Genomic DNA, 19,109 nt, shown 5'->3' on the forward strand with positions numbered 1-19,109 from the left:
GAGGCGAATTCGGCTGTGTTCGAGCACAACGCGGCTCGGGTCGCCGGGTTTCTCGGACAGAGATTTCGGAGATGCACACGGAGACGATTTCCGGGCTATTTCGGACAGCTTTGTGAGAAGTCATGATCGGGTGGCGCCGCGAACTGTCGTTCCGCCGATCGCCTCGGTTCGGGGACTGGTCGTCGTCACCGGCGAAGCGAACGCCGGGCACCCGCTGTCGCCGGTCGCGCGGTTCCGTGTGCTCGTAGCGGGTACTGCCCTGAGGAGAGTGCGAGCGGAAACTAATGTCCCGTCGGGACAATATTGGTAGGATGAGGGCATGGGCACCGACGACGCCGTCGACCTGGATGGCCGCAGGCTGCGCACCCGTCGCAGCCGCGAGGCGCTGTCGCGCGCCGCGTTCGATCTGCTGACCGAGCGGGGACTGGCCGCGGTGGGCGTGGAGGACATCGCCGAGCGCGCGGGCGTCACCCGGCGCACCTTCAGCCGCCACTTCCCGTCCATCGAGGCGGCGATCCTCGGCGACATCGACCAGGACATGCACCTGCTGAACGAGGCGCTGGCCTGCCGCCCGGCCCACGAGCCGCCGCTGCGGGCCTACCGCAACGCGGTGCACGACTGGCTGACCGCCGAGTACACCGGGGAACGAGCAGGCCTGCTCGCCCGGCGCTGGGCGCTGTTCCAGCGCTTCGACGACGAACCGGCTCTGCTCGCCGGTTACCAGCGCATCCGCAACGAGGGGCAACGCGAATCGGTGCGCATTCTGGCCGCCCGCCTCGGCGTGGACCCGGCGCGGGATCTGCGCCCGGCGACCGTCGTCGCGGCGTGTTCCGGGCTCATCGTCGCGGCCTTGCAGACCTGGGCGGCCGGGGCGGACCCGAACGGCCTGCCCGACCTCATCGAAAGCTTCTTCGACACCCTCGCCGGGGTGGCGAACGACATCCAGTGCGACATCGAGTACGAGGAGTCGGCGTCATGACCGAGGAACGCGCGGTCGGATCGGCGGGCATCGTGCGCCGGACCTGCCGACGGATGGGTCTGGACCGAAATCCCATGCGGCGCAGAGAGGATCGGCTGCAATCCGGGGTCGGCATGCTGCTGACCCTGCTGTTCCTCGCCATCGTCCCGCTGGTGGCGATCGGGATCGGCGGCCGGGTCTACGAGACGGAATCCCGGGTGGTCGAGAGTCGTCTCGCCGAACTGCACCGCGTCGACGCCACCGTGGTCGAAGTCGGCAAGGCGCCGCTGTACGCGCCGATCACGCCCGCGCGGGTGTCCTGGGTCGACGGCGCGGGCGTCACTCGTGTCGAGGACTACCGTTCCAGCACCATGGTGAATCCCGGTGCCGCCGTGAGCATCTGGCTCGATCGGGACGGCCGGGTCGTGGAGCCGCCGTCGGAGACGCGAGCGCTGAGCCGCGCGGTGCTGATGTCGAGCGCGGTGGCCGGCGCGGTGCTGGTGTGCTTCGCGACCGGCTACTACCTGCTGCGCGCGAGCCTGGACCGCAGGCGTGCGCGACTGTGGGAAACCGAATGGGCGACAGCGGGTCTCACCTGGGGCGGCCGCGGCGCGGTCTGACTGGCGCGTCGCACGATGAAGTGCGGCGTGCCCGCCGGGTAAGGGTAGGGAACAAACCACGGCAGGCACGCCACCGTGTCCGGCCACTGCGCGGCGAACGAGGGCCGGACACGGATCCGAGATTAGGCGATGGGACAGCCCCGTGTCGCCACCTCACGGAACATCCGGCGATCCTACGACCGCTCGTCGGATGTGTTGTGAGACAGCACAACCGGTGCTTTTCGGTTATACGGGGAAGAGGCTGTGCTTGCGCGGGTTGTGCTTCGGCTTGGGATCCTTGTCGCGCAACAGCCGCAGCGCCTTGCGGATCTCCAAGCGGGTCTGCGACGGCTCGATGACCGCGTCGATGTAGCCGCGCTCGGCGGCGATCCACGGCGTCGCCATGGTGGCGTTGTAGAAGTCGATCATCTGCTGGCGCACCTCGGCGCGCTGGTCGGCGGGCGTCGCCTCCAGCTGCCTGCGCCCGATGATGCCGACCATGCTCTCGGCGCCCATCACCGCGATCCGGGCCGTCGGCCAGGCCAGGCTGATGTCGGCGCCGAGCTGCTTGCAGCCCATGACCGCGTAACCGCCGCCGTAGGCCTTGCGCGTCACCACGGTGACGATCGGCACGGTCGCCTCGATCACCGCGCGGAAGAACCGCCCGCCGCGCTTGATGACGCCGCTGCGCTCCTCCTCGATGCCGGGAAGCACACCGGGCGTGTCCACCACGAACACCAGCGGCAGGCCGAAGGCGTTGCACAGGCGGATGAAGTGGGTGGCCTTGTCCGAGCACTGCGCGTCGAGCGCGCCGCCGAGCACCATCGGCTGGTTGGCGATCACGCCGATGCTGCGCCCGTCCACGCGCGCGAAGCCGGTGATCAGGTTTTGCGCGGTACCCGCGCTGACCTCGTGGAAGGCGCCGTCGTCGAAGATGCGCACGAGGATGTCGTGCATGTCGTAGCCGACCTTGTCCGCGTCCGGGATGATCGAGTCCAGCTCGAGGTCGTGCTTCGTCATCTCCGGCTCGAGCCCCGGGTTGACGATCGGCGGCTGTTCCAGACAGCTGGAGGGCAGATAGCCGAGGTACTCGCGCACCCAGTCGAACGCGGCGCGCTCGCTGTCCGCGACGTGGTGCACGGTGCCGGTGCGCGCCTGCACGGCCGCGCCGCCGAGTTCGTCCGCGCTCACGCTCTCGCCGGTGACGGCCTTGATGACCTCGGGGCCGGTGACGAACATGTAGGACTTGTCGGTCGCGACCAGCACGTCCATGTTGACCGGGCCGTACACCGAACCGGCCGCGCACTTGCCGAGCATGATCGCCACCTGCGGCACGAAGCCGGACAGATCCTCCTGGCGACGGCACATCAACGCGTACCAGGCCAGCGAAGCGACCGCGTCCTGGATGCGCGCGCCGCCGGAGTCGTTGATCGCGATCACGGGACAGGCGTTCTCGTAGGCGAACTCCATGGCCGCGGCCACCTTGCGGCCGAACATCTCGCCGACCGAGCCGCCGTGCACGGTCTGATCGTGCGCGATCACCACGACGGGCCGGCCGTCGATGTACCCGCGGCCGGTGACCACGCCGTCGCCGTACATGGCGTTGTTCGCGCCCGGCTGGCGCATCAGCGCGCCCATCTCCACGAAAGTACCGGGGTCGAGCAGCATGCGGACCCGCTCGCGGGCGCTGGGGATCTCCTTGGCCTTGCGTTTGGCGATCCCCGCCTCGCCTGCGGGCTCCTCGGCGAGCTCCAGGATGCCCCGGAGCTGCTCCAGCTTCTCTCGCGTACCGGTCATATGTCCGTGTAGTCCTTCGCACTCGACGTGGCGCCCGGTCCGCGGTACGGAGGCGCGGCGCTCGATGCTATCGCTGATGAGACGTGCGGCACACCACGGGCCACCCTACTCATGCGACAACTCCGAGCGGGCGATACCGCGCTCTCGGTCGGATGTCCTATCGCTTCCCGGCCGCTCCGAGTTACGGGTGCTCGACAGAATTCACCGAGCGGCCCGGAAAATATTCGGTGGGCCGGGCGGTCGGACGCTCGACAATTCCAACCGGTACGATCCCGAGCTGTCGGCCGCGCCGCCATCGGCACCGTCCGCCGCGCGAAAAGCCGTGATCTGCTTGTGATTTCGCCCAACGGCTTGGGTACGGCCTGATGAAATGCCCGGAACTCGGTAACGGCTCGGGATTTCGCCCCGATCGCCGCTACTGTTCGACAGTCATGGCGGGCACACAGGCCGGTTCGGGCATCACGACTCTGCACTCGAAACTCGTGGAACATCTGCGATATCGGCCGCGCGGAGTGCCGCCCGGTGATCTCGCGACGATAACGCGGAACTGTCTGGCCGAGGCGGTGAAAGTGCTGGAAACCGGCTCTTTTCCGGCCGCTCCGGAACCGGCGGAGATCGCGGGCAGCGCGATGCGCTGGGCGCGCGAAGGCGTCGCGCTGGAAACGGTGCTCGGGGCGTATCACGACGGGATTCGTTCCGGATTGGAATTCCTCGCGGCGAGCGGCGGCGACTCCGATCAGCTGGTGGCGGGCGCCCGGTTGATCGTGCGCGCGCTGGAGATGGTGACGGTGGGGGCGTCGACGGCCTACGTCGAGGAACACCGGCTGGTCGCCAAGGAGCATCAGACGGCGGCGCAGACCCTCGTCTCGGCCTTGCTCAGCGGGCACGGCGTGGCCCAGCTGGCCACGCAGACCGGCATCAGCATCGCGCCGTCGTACCAGGTGGTCGCGGTGTCGATCCCGCAGCACAGCGACGAGTTGCGTCCCGGCGGCGGCGCGACGGCGGGGCGCCGGAAGCTGCGCAGGGTGCAGGCCGCCTTGGCCAATCCGCTCGGCTCGCGTGCGCTGTCGCTGCTGTCCACCGAGGGCGGCACCGTGCTGGTGCCGATCGATGAGGCCTCCGCGCTCACGCCGTTGGCCATGACCGCCGAGGTGCTCGACGTGGTGAGCGAGGCCGCGGAAGTCCCGCTGACGGCGACGGTCACGGCCGGAGCTCGTTGCCGCATACCGGAACTCGCCGGACGCGCGCACGATCTGCTCGGCAGGATCCGGGCGGCGAACCGTCCTCCCGGCTTGTATCCGGTGGCGGACCTGGGGGAATCGATCGGTTGTGACGGGCCCCAGCAGGCCAGAGGGGCGGTAGTCACCTCGCCCAACAAACCGCGAATGGGGCGTTCGGCCTGAGTTTTCGGCCTTATCGTCGGATAAGCCTCGATGTTCGAGGCGGGCAAGGAGTTCGACCAGTGACCACCGCGTCGACCGATCTGGACCTGCTGCGCGAACTGGAACCGGTCGCGGAGCGTCTCCTCGACGACCATCTCCGCAAGGCGAAGGCCTGGCAGCCGCACGACTACGTGCCGTGGGACGACGGCCGCAATTTCGCCGCCCTCGGCGGAATCGATTGGGAGCCGGGACAATCCCGGCTGTCCGAAGTCGCTCAGGTCGCGATGATCACGAATCTGCTCACCGAGGACAATCTGCCGTCCTATCACCGGGAGATCTCGGAATCCTTTTCGCTGGACGGTGCTTGGGGCACCTGGGTCGGCCGCTGGACCGCCGAGGAGAATCGGCACGCCATAGTGATGCGCGATTATCTGGTGGTGACCCGCGCGGTGGATCCCGTCGCATTGGAGGCGGCGCGCATGCGGCACATGACGACCGGAATCGCGAAACCTGTCAAGGGGCCACAGTTCCTGCGTTCGGTGGCCTATGTGACGTTGCAGGAATTGGCGACCAGAATCAGTCATCGAAATACCGGGGCCGCGTGCGCCGACCCCCTCGCGGAGCGTATGCTGCAACGAATCGCAGCCGACGAGAACTTGCATATGATCTTCTATCGGAATCTGAGCGCCGCGGCCCTCGACCTCACGCCCAACGCGATGCTGCGCGCGATCACCGACATCGTCACCCAGTTCCAGATGCCCGGTTTGACCCAGCCCGGCTTCCGCCGCAACGCAGTACTGCTGGCCAAGCACGGCATCTACGATCTGCGCCAGCATCTGGACGTCGTGGTGCGGCCCGTACTCCGCGCGTGGAACGTCTTCGAGCGCACGGACCTGTCCGGCGAAGGGGAGCGCGCCCGCGACGAGCTGCACGCCTTCCTGGACGACTTGGAGCAGCGGGCGCGGCGCTTCGAGGAACAGCGGGAACGGGCCGCGGCCCGGCAGGCGGAGCGGGCCGCCGCGAGTTCATGAGCAGCCGAGTCTCGATCGCCGCGGCCGCGTTGGCCGTGCTCGCCGCCGCGACCACCGCGCCCGTGCTTGCCGAAGTGCTCGCCGCGCCCGCGAGCCCGGCGGCCGCGCCGACCCAGGCGCCCGCGGTCGATCCGAAGATGACCAGGACCGGTCTGCTGACCATCGAGAGCCTGGGTCCGCGCCGCGACCGCCTGCACATCGCCTCCGCCGCGATGCGCCGGGTCATCGAGGTCGACGTCCTGCGCGGCTCGGGGTCGGGCCCGCGCCCGACGCTGTACCTGCTCGACGGCGTCGACGGCGAACCGACCTCGGGTTGGCTCACCAAGGGCGGCGCGGAGCAGTTCTTCGCGGACAAACCGGTCGATGTGGTGCTCACCACCGGCGGCACCGGCAGCATGTACAGCGACTGGCAGCGCCACGACGCCGCGCTGGGGCTCAACCGCTGGGAGACCTTCCTCACCGACGAACTGCCGCCGATCGTGGAATCGCTGCTGAAGTCCGACGGCCGTCGGGCCATCGCGGGCGTCTCCATGGGCGCGCAGGCGGCGATGATGCTCGCGCAGCGCCATCCCGGCCGCTATCTGGCGGTCGCGGGAATGAGCGGCTGCTATTCCACTGCCGATCCGCTCGGTCACGCCGTCACCACGATCACGGTGGCCTCGCGCGGCGGGAACGTGGAAAACCTCTGGGGCCCACCGAATTCCCCCGAGTGGGCGGCCCACGACAGCCTGCTCGGCGCGGACAAGCTGCGCGGCACCGCCATCTACCTGTCCGCCGCCTCGGGCGCCCCCACCGCCGCCGATCTGGCCGCGGTGGCGGCGGCGCCGTCGGTCGTCGACGCGCTGCGCCTCGCCGGGGGAGGCGCAGCGCTCGAGGCCGGGGCCCGCGCGTGCACCGAACGGTTCGCGGGCAGGCTCGCCGAACTGGGGATTCCGGCCGAGGTCGAGTACTCGGACGCGGGCATGCACACCTGGCCGGACTTCGAGGCGCAGCTGCCGCGCGCTTGGCGGGTGCTGGCCGGGGCGCTGGGGGTGCCCGCGACCTGACCTCGCGGTGGAATGGGCGAGCGGCGGGCGCGTTGACAACAGGTATGACCGCGGCACTGCCTTCCGTTCGCTTCTCCATCCTCGACCGCTCGCGGGTGCGGCGCGGGCAGTCGCATCCGGCGGCGCTGCGCGAGACGGTCGAATTCGCGCGGCTGGCCGAGGAGTGGGGTTACCACCGGTTCTGGGTGTCCGAGCACCACAGCGTGCCGGGCGTCGCCGGGTCGGCGCCCACCGTGCTCGCCGCCGCCGCGGCGTCCGCGACCTCGCGCATCCGTATCGGCACCGGCGGGGTGATGCTGCCCAACCATCAGCCGCTGGTCGTCGCCGAACAGTTCGGTGTGCTGGAATCGCTCTACCCGGGACGGATCGACATGGGTCTCGGCCGGTCGGTCGGCTTCACCGACGGGGTGCGCCGCGCGCTCGGGCACGACAAGGCCGACGCCGACGATTTCGACGACGGACTCGCCGCGGTGCTCGACTACTTCGCGCACGGCAGGCACGGTGTGCACGCCTGGCCTGCGGAGGGCTTGCGGGTGCCCGCGTTCCTGCTGGCCACCGGCTCCGGCGCGGAACGCGCCGCGCGCTTCGGGCTGCCACTGGTCGTCGCGGCGGTGGCGGGCAACGATCGGATGGTCCAGGCGATCGAACGCTACCGCGCGGAATTTCGCGAAACCGCCTGGGGGAGTGCGCCGTATGTCGTCGTCTCGGGCACCGTCCTGATCGCGGACAGCGCCGAGGAAGCGCGCAGGATGCTCCTGCCGGAGGCCTGGTCGAGCGCGTACTCGCGCACCCACGGCGAGTTCCCGGTGTTGCTGCCGCCGGAGGAGATCGAGTCGGCGCCGATGACCGAACGCGAACGCCGCCTGGTGGCGGAATCGATGCGGGATCAGATCCACGGCACCGAGGACGAGGTGGCCGAGGCGCTGGAGCGGCTGATCACCCGGACCGGAGCGGACGAGATCCTGGTGCACACCAGCACTTTCGATCGCGCCGCGCGGCTCGAGTCGCATCGACGACTGGCGCGGCTCACCGGGTTGCTCCCGGCCGCGGCGCGGCGGGCGGCGTAGGAACCGCCTCAGCGAAATCGCGCCTCGACCGCGGCGTACCCGAACAGCCGACGGCCTTCGCAACGCAGGTCCACCGCGAGGGTGGCGGCGCGATGGCGTCGATCCAGCGCGGTGATCCGGCCGCGGAGGGCGAGACGGACCCGCTGCGCGGCTCGGACGCGCAGGCCGTGGACGCCGGGGGCGACCTGGGTGCGGAGCCTGGTGATGGCGGCGGGATCGCCGAGCCAGTCGGTGAGATAGCCCGTGGCGAGGCCGGTTTCGTAGATGCCCGGCGGCTCGGCGCTCGGCAGGCCGGTCACGTACGAGTACTCGGCCAGATCCGCCCCGGACACCTCGAGCAGCTGGACCGGCAGTTGATCGCCGACCGAGAGAGAATCGAAATCAACTGTGGTGCAAGGTGTTCGGTCGTAGGAGTGGGCGAGCGCGGTTTCGGCGCTGCGCCGGTCGGCGTAGGCCTCCGCGACTCCCGGCGCGGTGACGGCCCGCACCCGCCCGAGCACCGTCGTCGTACCGGTGTGCACCGCGCGACCGGCGCCGTCGACCAGCGCGCTCCTGATCGTGAGCACCTCGTAGTCCGAGAAATAGCAGGAGGATTCGACGTGCACCCGGCAGTCCAGCCGATCGCCCGCCAGCAGTGGCCTGGCCAGATCGAGCACGTGGTCGGCGTGCAAGACGCGCGGTGCGGTGTGCGGCGCGGCGGCGCCGGTGCGCGGGGAGTGCAGTAGATCTCGGTAAAGGTGTCCGAGGAACACGGTGGCGAACGTCGGCGGGGCGACGAGGCCGGAATACCCGAGCCGGTGCGCGGCGTCTTCGCGCAGGTGCGCCGGATGGAAATTGCGAACCACGCGGGCGAATTCGCGAATTGTCTCGTCGCGCACCACCCCGCGCCACGACGCCGGGACGTCGTGATACGACGGTGATTCGGTGCGAGACACAGGTGTGACGAGATCGGTCATATTTTGCTCCAGAATTGCCGTGCGGGGGAATGCTCTCGCCGATCAGGCGCGCGGACCGAAAGGGGCGGCGAGCGCGGGCACCTGATCCGGTGTCACGGTGGCGACGACGTCCACCCCGGCGCCGAGGAAATCGCCGAGCGCGCGGTCGATGTGATCGGCCGAGGTGACGACCACCGCGTCCCTGGCGCCGATGTCGCGCATGATCCTGGCCGAGTGCTCGGCGTTCTGTACCGTCGACGCGGCGTCCGACTCGACGATCACCCGCTCGGCCGGAATGCCGCGTGCGATCAGCCAATCCGCCATCGCCCGCGCCTCCGTGACGCCGTTGCGCGGGTTTCCGCCGGTCACGATGACCGGCGAGGCGGGAGCGAGCAACGCCTGCACGAATCCGGCGTGCAGGCGTGCGAGCAGTTCCGGGCGCATCTCGCCGTCGGGGAGCAGGCCGTAGCCGAGCACCACGATCGCGGTGCCGGGGCCGCGGAAACCCAGTGCGGGCAGCGCCGAGGCGAAGCGGGGCAGCGGCGGGGACGCCGCGGCCGAACCGGTGCCGCCGTCGGCCATCGCGCACGGCGCGTGAAGCAGCGCGGTAACCACCGTCGCCGCGCCGAGCAGACCGCGCATCGTGCCGCGGCGGGACCGCCCTCTCGGAAACATCGTGTGCAACATGAGCATCTCCATCGATTAGCCATCGAGTGGCCTTCGACGGCTGGGAAACCTCGCTCCATGATTGCGCCGTAATCGGCCCGGCACATAGTGCCGGCCGGAATATTTGGAGATGTCATCGTTCGGTGACCGCGTAATTGGAGGGTTGCACTCGAGGTTGTGCACGCTACCCGAAATCTTTTCGACGCGCCTGTCACCCGAACCAGCGCACGCCCGCTCGGCGGTGACTGTGCACGTTCCCTACTGTCGCGGCAAACGCTTCGTGAAGTGTCCAGATACCCGCTCGCGGTGTGGGTTTCGCCGTTTCGCCGGTCCTAGCGTTGGCGCAGTTTCAGACCCGCCGACCAGCACGGCGGGGCTGTGAACCGCAAGAACCGAGAACGAGGGAACGACGTCGTTCCGACCGAAAGGCATCTGATGAAACGAAGTACCTGCGGCCGAACGCTCGGCGCCGCGGCGGTGTCGATCGTATCGGTGCTCGCCATGAGCTTCACCGGTGTCGCGGCCCAGGCGGCACCCGAGCCGGCGGCGACCGAACAGGCCCTGGCGGACCTCATCGCCGCGGGTCGCAAGGCGGCGCCGGTCGCCGGCTCCGGCAGCGCGGGCAGCTCCGGCTCGGCCTGCACCTCCGGCAGCGGCGCGGGTTCGGGCAACGGCTCGGGGGGCTGCTACGGGGGATCCGGAAGCAGTTCCGGGTCCTCGGGCGGATTCGCCAGTGACACAGTCGGTTACGGCCCGCCGATGACGTCGTGGCTGGCCGCGTTCGGCCATGGTCTGCTGAATCCCGATGTCGCCCCACCCGGCGCCAACGACTGGAACTGCAAGCCCACCGCCGAACACCCCCGTCCGGTGGTGATGCTGCACGGTACCTGGATGAACGCCTACAACGGCTACGCCTTCATGGGCCAGCCGATCAAGGACGCCGGCTTCTGCACCTTCACCTTCAACTACGGCCGCGCCAACCTGCTCGAGGGCGGCGGCCTCGGTTCGGTGCTGCCCGGCGTCATGGGCACCGGCTACATCTGGGACTCGGCCAAGCAGCTGGCCACCTTCGTCGACCGGGTGCTCGCGGCCACCGGAGCCGACGAGGTCGACATCATCGCCCACTCGCAGGGCGGTGCGATGGCCAACTGGTACACCAAGTTCGAGGGCGGGGCGGCCAAGGTGCAGAACCTCGTCACCTACGGCGCGACCCACCACGGCACCAGCTTGATCGGAATCGGCGCGCTGGGCCGGGCCATCAACAACTTCGGCATCGACATCCTCGGCTTCGTCGAGATCTTCGTCGGCCACGCGGGCATCCAGCAGACGATCGGCTCGGAGTTCGTGCAGAGGCTCAACGCCAACGGCGACACCGTGCCCGGCGTGGACTACACCATCGTCGGCACCCGCTACGACGAGATCACCAACCCCTACGACCTGACCTTCCTGCAGGCCGGTCCCGGTGTGCAGGTGGACAACATCACCCTGCAAGACGGCTGCGAGCAGGACGTCTCCGACCATCTCACGATGATGTACTCGCCGCGGGCCCTGTCGATCGCGCTGCGTGCCCTGGACCCGGTGGGTCACCCGCAGCTCGACTGCACCTTCAACCCCTGGCTGATCGGAGGTGGTGGCGCCCTGTGATCTATTGACCGATCGGGCGGTCGGGATGTCGGGCGGGAACCTCGAACCCTCCTGTGCAGGCGCGACCCGGCCCCCGGCGCCGAGCCCACCGAGCGGAGTAACGCACGCACTGCCGCCCGGTGGGCTTTCGGCGTGGAAATCGGTCTCCTGGGCGTCATCGCATCGGCGGAGGCGATGTCGGCCGACGCGGGACCGAAGGCTGCCGAGCCCACCGCTGCTGGATGCGGCCGTAGCGCCACACCAACAGCGCGAGGGCCCAGGTGACGACGAACAGGCCGACGACGACGTAGCCCATGATGTTCAGGTCGATACCGGTGAGCCAGTCCCAGAAACCACCGGACCAGCCGAGCTGCTCGGCGAGCAGGCCGAGCAGCTCCACGGTGCCGATGAGCAGGGCCACCGCGACCGACAGCGCCGTGACGGTGATGTTGTAGTAGACCTTGCGGACGGGCTCGGCGAAAGCCCACCCGTAGGCGAAGTTCATGAACGTCCCGTCGATGGTGTCCAGCAGGCTCATACCCGCGGCGAACAGGATCGGCAGGCACAGGATCGCGTACCACGGCAGTCCGGCGGCGGCGCTGGTCCCGGCGAGCACGAGCAACGCGACCTCGGTCGCCGTGTCGAAGCCGACGCCGAAGAGCAGACCCACCGGGTACATCTGCCACGGCTTGGTGACCGCCTTCATCACCGGTCCGAGGAGACGATTCAGCAGTCCCCTTTTGGTGAGCTGATCTTCGAGCGCGGTCTCGTCGTAGTCCCCGGCGCGCACGCGCCGGAAGACGCGCAGGATGCCGATCAGCACGACGATGTTGACGAAGGCGATGAGGTAGAGGAACGCGCCCGAGACCGTGGTGCCGAACAGTCCGGTGTAGTGCTGCAGGCTGGACGAGTCGTTTTCGACGGGTCCGGCGATTGACCTGATTCCGATCGACAGCAGGAAGGCCAGTCCGAAGACGATCGTCGAATGCCCGAGGGAGAAGAAGAATCCGACCGAGAGCGGGCGCTGCCCGTCGCTCATCAGCTTGCGGGTGGTGTTGTCGATCGCGGCGATGTGGTCGGCGTCGAAGGCGTGCCGCAAACCGAGCGTGTAGGCGGTCAGGCCGACGCCGACCCCGAGCGTCTGCGCGCCGATGTCCAGGTTCCGCGGCACGACGAAGGCGATCAGGGTGATCCAGCCGACGAGGTGCAGGGCCGCGATCACCGCGAACATGCCTGCCACGCCGAGCCATTCGGAGCGGGTCAGCGAGTGTCGAACGACGTCGAGGCGGGATCGTCCGGTGCCGGAGGTGACGGTCACGTCCGCTTCAGCCTGTCGTTCGTGACGCGCAACTGACGGGTCGTGCTGTCGGCGAGGTCGCGAACCTGCTCCGGCTCCAGCAGTCCGCACAGCCGATCCCAGTGCAGCGCGACGAGATCGTGCTCGCGCACGTCCGGCGCGGGGGAGTAGCCGTCGATCCATACCGCTACCTGTCGATCCTCGGGGTGGGACAACGCGAGTCGGCCCCCGTCCCACGACAGGCGGCGGGTCGACACCGTGATCTGGTCGTCCGTGCGAGCCAGAACCGTTCCCCAGGTGATGCGGCAGCTGTCGAGCACGAACAGCGGGTGCTCGCCCCGTCCCAGCAGCCTGGTCCACGGGTAGACGCCGAAGACGTGGAAGCAGTGGTTGGCGGCGGCCTCGGGAACCAGTTCCGTGGTCAGATGCGCCCAGTACTGACCGGCGACCGGACCGATCACCGCCAGGAGTTCCGCCATGAACTCCGCCGGGTCCAGCCGCGCGCCGATTCCCCCTCCGAGCCAATACGATTCGACGAGCCGCCGGTCCAGCGGGTCGGCGATGCCGGTCAGCCGTGCCATGACCCGCAGGTAGGGCCACGCGCCGGAGAACCGGCGCGCCATCGCCCTGACCTCCGCCGTCGGCAAGTCGACCATCGACCCGCTAGCGGCGGGTCCGCAGTAGCCGAGTGTATTGGGCGCGTGGGCGTATCGGGCGAACATCTCGGTTCCGTCGAGGCCCGCCACGTCCAGTCCGGTGATCGCGCCACCTCCTCTCGCCGCCCCGGCGGAAGCCGAATCACCGCCCATGTCAACAGATTCGCGGCAGTTGTTCGCCCGCGGGCAGGTCGACCACCCGGTTTCCGCCCAGCGCCGTGCGGGCGACCACCATGCCGGGGTGTTCTTCGACGCAGACGCCGATCGCCTCGGCGCGCCCGCCCAGCGGATGCTCGCCCATGGCGGCGAGGACTCGGTCGGCGTCCTCCGGCGCGACGAAGGCGATCAGCTTGCCCTCGTTCGCGACGTACAGCGGGTCCAGACCGAGCAATCCGCAGGCATCGCGAACCTGCGAGGACACCGGGATCTTCCGTTCATCTAGCGACACACCGACTTTCGCCACTCCCGCGATCTCGTTGAGCGTCGCGGCCACACCGCCGCGCGTCGGATCCCGCAGGACGTGCACGTCGGCGCCGGTGGCCAGCATCGCCGCGACCAGTCCGTGCAGCGGCGCGGTGTCGCTGCACACTGTGGTGCCGAATTCCAAGCCCTCGCGACAGCTCAGCACCGCCACACCGTGCAGGCCGATCTCCCCACTGACCAAGACCACGTCGCCGGGTCGCGCGCGCTGCGGGCGGATGTCGACGCCGTCGTCGATCAGGCCGATGCCCGCGGTGTTGACGTACACGCCGTCGCCGTGACCGGCGTCGACGACTTTGGTGTCGCCGGTGACCAGCTTGACCTCCGCCCCGAGGGCCGCGGTGCCCATGGCGGCGGCGATGCGCGCGATATCGGCGAGCGCGGTGCCCTCCTCCAGGATGAAGGCGGTCGACAGCACCATGGGGCGGGCGCCGGACATCGCGAGATCGTTGACGGTGCCGTTGACGGCGAGGTCGCCGATCGAACCGCCGGGGAACTCCATCGGCTTCACCACGAACGAATCGGTGGTGAACGCCAGCCGGGCGCCGCCGAGGGTGACCACCGCCGAATCGCCGAACCCCGCTTCGGCGGCCGATCCGAAGGCGGGCAGGAACAGATGCTCGATCAGCTCGCCCGACATCGCACCGCCGCCGCCGTGCCCCATCACGATGTTCGGCGAATCCCGCAGCGGCATCGGGCAGACCCAGCTGCCCATGTCGACGCGCGCGGGCGTGGGCGACCCGGTCTCGTCAAGCATGAGCGACCTCCGCGGGTAGGTCGAGCCGCCGGTAGAGGTAGTAGGCGGCGCACGCGCCCTCGGACGAGACCATGGTGGCGCCCAGAGGATTTCGTGGCGTGCACTCCTTGCCGAAGGCCGCGCACTCGTGCGGCTTGATCAGGCCCTGCAGCACCTCGCCGGACCGGCAGATCGAGGACTCCTCGGTGTGCAGCGCGTCGACGGCGAACCGCTGCTCGGCGTCGTAGTCGCGGTACCGCTCCGACAGTCGCCAGCCGCTGCGCGGAATGACGCCGATGCCGCGCCAGGCCCGGTCGGTGATCTCGAAGACGTCCTCGAGCATCGCCTTGGCGGCCGGATTGCCCGCCGCGGCCACCGCGCGCGGGTAGGCGTTCTCCACCTCGTGCCGTCCGGCCTCGAGCTGGATCACCGTGCGGCGGATGCCCTCCAGGATGTCGAGCGGCTCGAAGCCGGTGACCACCACCGGAACCCGGTACTTCTCGGCCAGCGGTGGGTACTCGCCGGTGCCCATGACGGTGCACACGTGACCGGCGGCGAGGAACCCCTGGACCCGGCAATCGGGCGACTCCATGATCGCGGCGATGGCGGGCGGCACCAGCACGTGCGAGACGAGCAGGGAGAAGTTCCGCACGCCGAGCCGCTTGGCCTGGTACACGGTCATCGCGTTGGCGGGCGCGGTGGTCTCGAAGCCGATGCCGAAGAACACCACCTGCCGGTCCGGATTCGCGCGCGCCAGCTCGAGCGCGTCGAGCGGTGAGTAGACCACGCGCACGTCGCCGCCTTCGCTCTTGACGCGGAACAGATCTTTGGAACTGCCGGGTACCCGCAGCATGTCGCCGAACGAACAGAAGATCACTCCGGGCCGGGCGGCGATCTCGAGCGCCTTGTCGATCACCTCGAGCGGGGTGACACAGACCGGGCAACCCGGGCCGTGGATCATCTCGATCTGGTCGGGCAGCAGCTGATCGATACCGTGCCGGATGATCGAATGAGTCTGTCCGCCACAGACTTCCATGATCGACCACCGTCTGTTCGTCGCGCCGCGGATCCGGTCGAGCAGGACCTTGGCCAGTTCTGGATCGCTGAATTCATCGAGGTACTTCACGACGTCACCTCCGGATCGTCTCGCTGCTCGGTCGTTTCGGGGTTCTCGACTCCCGCCTGTTTCGCGGCGATGGCGAAACCGTCGCCGAACTCTTCGTTGAGCACCCCGAGGCGTTCGAACTCGGCCAGGGTCTGTAGCGCGGACTGCTCGTCCAGGCGCTGAATCGCGAATCCGACGTGGACGACGACGTAGTCGCCGACCGCCGCGTCGGGGATGTATTGCAGACACACATCTTTGTGCACGCCGCCGAAATCGACGGTCGACATCAGCGTGCCGTCCCGCTCGTGCAGGCTGAGCACCTTTCCTGGGACTGCCAGGCACATCGTCGCTTCTCCTTCCGCTCATCCCGCTCCGATGGCGAGTAGCTGGCCGAACGCGAGGCCGCCGTCGTTCGGTGGCAGCCTGCGATGGCAGAGGACTTCGAAGCCCTTCTTCTGTAACAGTTTTCGAGTCGTCGAGAGCAGCAGGGCATTCTGGAACACCCCGCCGGACAGGGCGACGGGTGTGGACGCGGCTCCGTATCCGACGGCGAGGTCGAGGATCAGGCGCGCGACCGCCGCGTGGAAGCGCGCACCGACGACCTCGGGCGAGACCCCGGCCCGCACATCGGCGACGACCGCGGCGATCACCGCGCCAGGTTCGATCGCGGTGGCGCCGCGACCGCGCGGGTCGTCGTTCGCCGGGATGACGAACTCGTAGCCGCGCGCACCGGGATCCGCGCCGCGAGCGAGTCCCTCCAGTTCGATCGCCGCCTGGGCCTCGTAGTCGACCTCGTGGCGCACTCCGGCCAGCGACGAGACCGCGTCGAAGAGCCTGCCCATGCTCGAGGTCGGGACGCAGCCGAAGCCGGTATCCAGTTGGTGTGCCAGCACTGTGCGCTCCTCGGCCGGGCACGCCCGCACCGCGGGGATGTCCTCGGTCCAGTCGATTCCGGCGGCGCGCAGATGCGCCAGCGCCATGCGGTACGGCCGTCGCACGCTCAGGTCGCCGCCGGCGAGGGGCACGTAGCGCAGATGCGCGAGCCGCCGGTAGCCCTTGTATCCCGCGGCGAGCACCTCGGCGCCCCAGATCGCCGCGTCCGGCCCGAAACCCGTTCCGTCGAAGGCGATTCCGAGCACCGTCGCGGCGGGGTCCAGGCCGTGCTCGCCCATCACCGCCGCGATATGGGCGTGGTGGTGCTGCACCGTCCGTAGTGGGCGCCCGTCGGCGTGTTGTTCGGCCCACGCGGTGGACCGGTAGCGCGGGTGCGCGTCCGCGGCCAACTGGATCGGCCGCACGGCGGTGAGCTCTTCGAGATGGCGCTCGGCCTCGGTGAACGCGCGCAGCGTCGCCAGGTCGTCCATGTCGCCGATGTGCTGGCTCAGCCACGCGTAGCGGCCGTCGGCCACCGCGCAGGTGTTCTTCAGATCCGCGCCGACCGCCAGTGTCGGCGGCATCGGCGTCGGCAGGGCCAAAGGCATCGGCGCGTACCCGCGCGAGCGGCGTACCGGCAGTTCGACGCCGTCGACCAGCCGCACCACCGAATCGTCGCAGGGCACCACGATGCGCCGGTTGTGCGTGAGCCACGCGTCGGCGAGGCCCGCGAGGCGCTCGCGCGCGTCGGCGTCGTCGTAGCAGATCGGCTCGCCGCCGAGGTTGCCCGAGGTCATCACCAATGCCCGCGGTCCGGGCGGGTCCCCGGGCAGCCCGAACAGCAGCAGATGCAACGGCGAGTAGGCGATCATCACGCCGAGATCGGGATTGCGCGGGGCCACCGATCGGGCCGGAGCCGGGAATGCCTCGGCGGCAGCGGATTCGGGCTCCGCACGCCGCGGCAGCAAGACGATCGGCCGGGCGGGGCCGGTCAGCAGCTCGGCGGCGGCGGCGTCGACCTCGACGATCGCCCGTGCGGTCGTCAGGTCCGGCACCATCAGCGCGAACGGCTTGTCGCCGCGCCGTTTCCGGCGACGCAGCTCGGCGACGGCGGCCTCGTTCGCCGCGTCGCAGGCCAGGTGGTAACCGCCGATGCCCTTGACCGCGAGAATTCCACCGTGCCGCAACAACTCTCGGGAGGCCGCGATCGGGTCTCCCGCGCCGGGGCCGGTGTAGCCGAGCGTGGGGCCGCAGGCGGGACAGGCGATCGGCTGCGCGTGGAAGCGGCGATCGGCGGGGTCGGCGTACTCGCGCGCGCACGCCGCGCACATGGGGAACTCGGCCATCGACGTCCGGTCCCGGTCGTAGGGCAGACTCGCGATGATGGTGAATCGCGGGCCGCAGTTGGTGCAGTTCACGAAGGGATGCCGGTAGCGGCGATCGGCCGGATCGCGCAGTTCGGCGGCGCACTCGGCGCAGATCGCCACGTCGGGCGAGGCCAGCGTGCGGCCCGCGCCGTCGCGCGTGGTGTCGGCGATGTGGAACCCGGTGCCGCCGCGCACCGGTATCTCGGTCGTCTCAACGGATTCGACGACGGCCAGCGGTGGCGGCCGGTGGCGGACGCGGCGCTCGAACTCGTCCAGATCCCGCGCGGCGCCCTCGATCTCGACGATCACGCCGGAGCTGTCGTTGGACACGCGACCGGCCAGCGACAGTTCGGCGGCGGTGGTGTAGACGAACGGCCGGAATCCGACACCCTGCACCACGCCGCGGACCAGGATCCGCCGCCGGGTTCGCGCCGCGGTCACGGTTCCTCCCCGCGCCCCAGCAGTCGCAGCCCCGCGAGCGCCTCGGCGGCGCCCGCTTCGTCGGTCCGCTCGACCGCGAAACCCATGTGGATGATGACCCACTCGCCGGGGCGGACCGGGCCGTCGTCGAGCATGCCGATGTTCACTTTGCGCGTCTGACCCGAGACGTCCACCAGGGCGACCTGATCGTGGTAGCCCTCGGCCATCTGCACGACCCGGCCCGGAATCCCGAGGCACATCGTTCACACCTCCTGTCGGCTGAGCAGGTCCGCCAATACCGAACCGACCGCGGCCGCGGCGGGCGCGACGGCCGCCTCGACCGGCTCGGTGAGGCCGATCCCCTCGGCGACCGAGCCGACCTGACAGCCGACGATCACCGTCGGCGGCACCGTGCCGCCCAGCGTCCGCACCATCGAGAACACGGCCTCGGGATCCATGGCGTGGGCGTCGAGCCGGGCGCCGGAGTGCTCCGCGTGCTCGGCGCGGAACACTTCGACCCGGCCCGGCGCGCCCCGATCGGGCAGCGCGTCGACGAGCACCAGCGCGTCCCAGTCGTTCAGCAGGTCGTAGGCGAGGTGCATGCCTCGGATGCCGTAGTCGGCGACGCGCATGTCCGCCGCGGTGGGGGCGGGCAGCCGCCGCACCACCGCCGGGCCGAATCCGTCGTCGCCGAGGAAGATGTTCCCGATCCCGGCGACCAGTACCTTCGTCGTCGTCTCACCCCTGTTCGTCGGTCGGCGTCGGCGTCGTCGCGCCGCCGACATCGGCGCCCTCCACCTCGCCCGCGGCCGTCTCACCCGGCCGGTTCGCGGTGTCCTTGCGGTCGTCGTAGGGCGGGACGGCTGGCTCGGCGTCGCTGCCCGGCGTCGTGGTGAATTCGGTCTTGCGCTCGGGGCGCTCGCCTTCGGCCGAGGTCAGCTCCTCGTGCCCGATGTCGCCGGGTTCGCGGTCCGTCGGACCGCCGGCGACCGTGTCCGAACCGGTGTCGCGCGAGCCAGGCGCTCCGCGTGCCGACTGCGGCTCTTCTTTCCTCTCACCCATGGCTTGTCC

At 69.7% G+C, this 19,109-nt stretch carries 19 protein-coding genes; 7 read left to right on the plus strand and 12 right to left on the minus strand.

All coding sequences use genetic code 11. The features are described from left to right. Positions 1 to 319: 319 nt before the first annotated feature. Together AB0H49_RS03635 and AB0H49_RS03640 are read left to right on the plus strand one after the other, a co-directional pair. Entirely contained in the window at positions 320 to 979 is a 660-nt protein-coding gene (locus AB0H49_RS03635; protein WP_355003567.1) for a TetR family transcriptional regulator, read from the plus strand. Beyond that, positions 976 to 1,578 (plus strand): hypothetical protein, encoded by a 603-nt coding sequence (locus AB0H49_RS03640; protein WP_355003566.1) that lies wholly within the window; start codon positions 976 to 978, stop codon positions 1,576 to 1,578. The genes AB0H49_RS03635 and AB0H49_RS03640 overlap by 4 nt, the downstream gene beginning before the upstream one ends. A 225-nt stretch (positions 1,579 to 1,803) precedes the next feature. Here AB0H49_RS03640 and AB0H49_RS03645 read toward each other — a convergent pair whose 3' ends face one another. Beyond that, positions 1,804 to 3,354 (minus strand): acyl-CoA carboxylase subunit beta, encoded by a 1,551-nt coding sequence (locus tag AB0H49_RS03645; RefSeq protein ID WP_355003565.1) that lies wholly within the window; start codon positions 3,352 to 3,354, stop codon positions 1,804 to 1,806. Between the two features lie 431 nt (positions 3,355 to 3,785). On the opposite strand from AB0H49_RS03645, the gene AB0H49_RS03650 reads away from it, so the two are divergent. Genes AB0H49_RS03650 through AB0H49_RS03665 form a run of 4 tightly spaced genes read left to right on the plus strand, consistent with a single transcriptional unit; the run spans position 3,786 to position 7,880 of the window. Beyond that, on the plus strand, positions 3,786 to 4,757 hold the full coding sequence (locus AB0H49_RS03650; protein WP_357246748.1) for a transcriptional regulator: 972 nt from the start codon (positions 3,786 to 3,788) through the stop codon (positions 4,755 to 4,757). Between the two features lie 59 nt (positions 4,758 to 4,816). Further along, the gene (locus tag AB0H49_RS03655) at positions 4,817 to 5,767 is read left to right on the plus strand and encodes an acyl-ACP desaturase (protein WP_357246751.1); all 951 of its coding nucleotides are present in this window, start codon (positions 4,817 to 4,819) and stop codon (positions 5,765 to 5,767) included. Continuing rightward, positions 5,764 to 6,813 carry an alpha/beta hydrolase family protein gene (locus AB0H49_RS03660; protein ID WP_355003562.1) on the plus strand — a complete coding sequence of 350 codons (1,050 nt, stop codon included), beginning with the start codon at positions 5,764 to 5,766 and terminating at the stop codon, positions 6,811 to 6,813. The genes AB0H49_RS03655 and AB0H49_RS03660 overlap by 4 nt, the downstream gene beginning before the upstream one ends. A gap of 44 nt (positions 6,814 to 6,857) precedes the next feature. Then, entirely contained in the window at positions 6,858 to 7,880 is a 1,023-nt protein-coding gene (locus AB0H49_RS03665; protein WP_357246755.1) for an LLM class flavin-dependent oxidoreductase, read from the plus strand. Positions 7,881 to 7,888: 8 nt separating this feature from the next. On the opposite strand, the gene AB0H49_RS03670 is transcribed toward AB0H49_RS03665, so the two are convergent. After that, complete coding sequence (locus AB0H49_RS03670; protein WP_357246758.1) at positions 7,889 to 8,836, minus strand: MaoC family dehydratase N-terminal domain-containing protein; 948 nt, start codon at positions 8,834 to 8,836, stop codon at positions 7,889 to 7,891. Between the two features lie 42 nt (positions 8,837 to 8,878). Then, positions 8,879 to 9,502 (minus strand): YdcF family protein, encoded by a 624-nt coding sequence (locus AB0H49_RS03675; protein ID WP_357246761.1) that lies wholly within the window; start codon positions 9,500 to 9,502, stop codon positions 8,879 to 8,881. A gap of 414 nt (positions 9,503 to 9,916) precedes the next feature. On the opposite strand from AB0H49_RS03675, the gene AB0H49_RS03680 reads away from it, so the two are divergent. Beyond that, positions 9,917 to 11,125 carry an alpha/beta fold hydrolase gene (locus AB0H49_RS03680; protein WP_357246764.1) on the plus strand — a complete coding sequence of 403 codons (1,209 nt, stop codon included), beginning with the start codon at positions 9,917 to 9,919 and terminating at the stop codon, positions 11,123 to 11,125. Between the two features lie 154 nt (positions 11,126 to 11,279). On the opposite strand, the gene AB0H49_RS03685 is transcribed toward AB0H49_RS03680, so the two are convergent. From AB0H49_RS03685 to AB0H49_RS03725, 9 genes are all read right to left on the minus strand, one after another. After that, positions 11,280 to 12,422, minus strand: a complete 1,143-nt coding sequence (locus AB0H49_RS03685; RefSeq protein ID WP_357246767.1) for a HoxN/HupN/NixA family nickel/cobalt transporter — start codon at positions 12,420 to 12,422, stop codon at positions 11,280 to 11,282. Then, complete coding sequence (locus tag AB0H49_RS03690) at positions 12,419 to 13,123, minus strand: DUF6390 family protein (RefSeq protein ID WP_357247916.1); 705 nt, start codon at positions 13,121 to 13,123, stop codon at positions 12,419 to 12,421. The genes AB0H49_RS03685 and AB0H49_RS03690 overlap by 4 nt, the downstream gene beginning before the upstream one ends. A gap of 88 nt (positions 13,124 to 13,211) precedes the next feature. Further along, entirely contained in the window at positions 13,212 to 14,294 is a 1,083-nt protein-coding gene (gene hypE, locus AB0H49_RS03695) for a hydrogenase expression/formation protein HypE (protein ID WP_357246770.1), read from the minus strand. Beyond that, positions 14,287 to 15,399: a hydrogenase formation protein HypD gene (hypD, locus tag AB0H49_RS03700; RefSeq protein WP_357246773.1), complete on the minus strand. Its 1,113-nt coding sequence runs from the start codon at positions 15,397 to 15,399 to the stop codon at positions 14,287 to 14,289. The genes hypE and hypD overlap by 8 nt, the downstream gene beginning before the upstream one ends. After that, positions 15,396 to 15,722, minus strand: coding sequence for a HypC/HybG/HupF family hydrogenase formation chaperone (locus AB0H49_RS03705; RefSeq protein ID WP_141811080.1), 327 nt, complete (start codon positions 15,720 to 15,722; stop codon positions 15,396 to 15,398). Before AB0H49_RS03705 ends, hypD begins: the two co-directional genes overlap by 4 nt. A gap of 18 nt (positions 15,723 to 15,740) precedes the next feature. Next, entirely contained in the window at positions 15,741 to 18,059 is a 2,319-nt protein-coding gene (hypF, locus tag AB0H49_RS03710) for a carbamoyltransferase HypF (RefSeq protein WP_357246777.1), read from the minus strand. Further along, positions 18,056 to 18,298, minus strand: coding sequence for a HypC/HybG/HupF family hydrogenase formation chaperone (locus tag AB0H49_RS03715; protein ID WP_355003553.1), 243 nt, complete (start codon positions 18,296 to 18,298; stop codon positions 18,056 to 18,058). Before AB0H49_RS03715 ends, hypF begins: the two co-directional genes overlap by 4 nt. 3 nt (positions 18,299 to 18,301) lie before the next feature. Continuing rightward, positions 18,302 to 18,823, minus strand: coding sequence for a hydrogenase maturation protease (locus AB0H49_RS03720; protein ID WP_357246781.1), 522 nt, complete (start codon positions 18,821 to 18,823; stop codon positions 18,302 to 18,304). After that, positions 18,777 to 19,100: a hypothetical protein gene (locus tag AB0H49_RS03725; protein ID WP_355003551.1), complete on the minus strand. Its 324-nt coding sequence runs from the start codon at positions 19,098 to 19,100 to the stop codon at positions 18,777 to 18,779. The genes AB0H49_RS03720 and AB0H49_RS03725 overlap by 47 nt, the downstream gene beginning before the upstream one ends. Positions 19,101 to 19,109: the final 9 nt, after the last annotated feature.

Origin of the sequence: Nocardia sp. NPDC050713, from assembly GCF_040654315.1 — a bacterium.
Taxonomy (GTDB): domain Bacteria; phylum Actinomycetota; class Actinomycetes; order Mycobacteriales; family Mycobacteriaceae; genus Nocardia.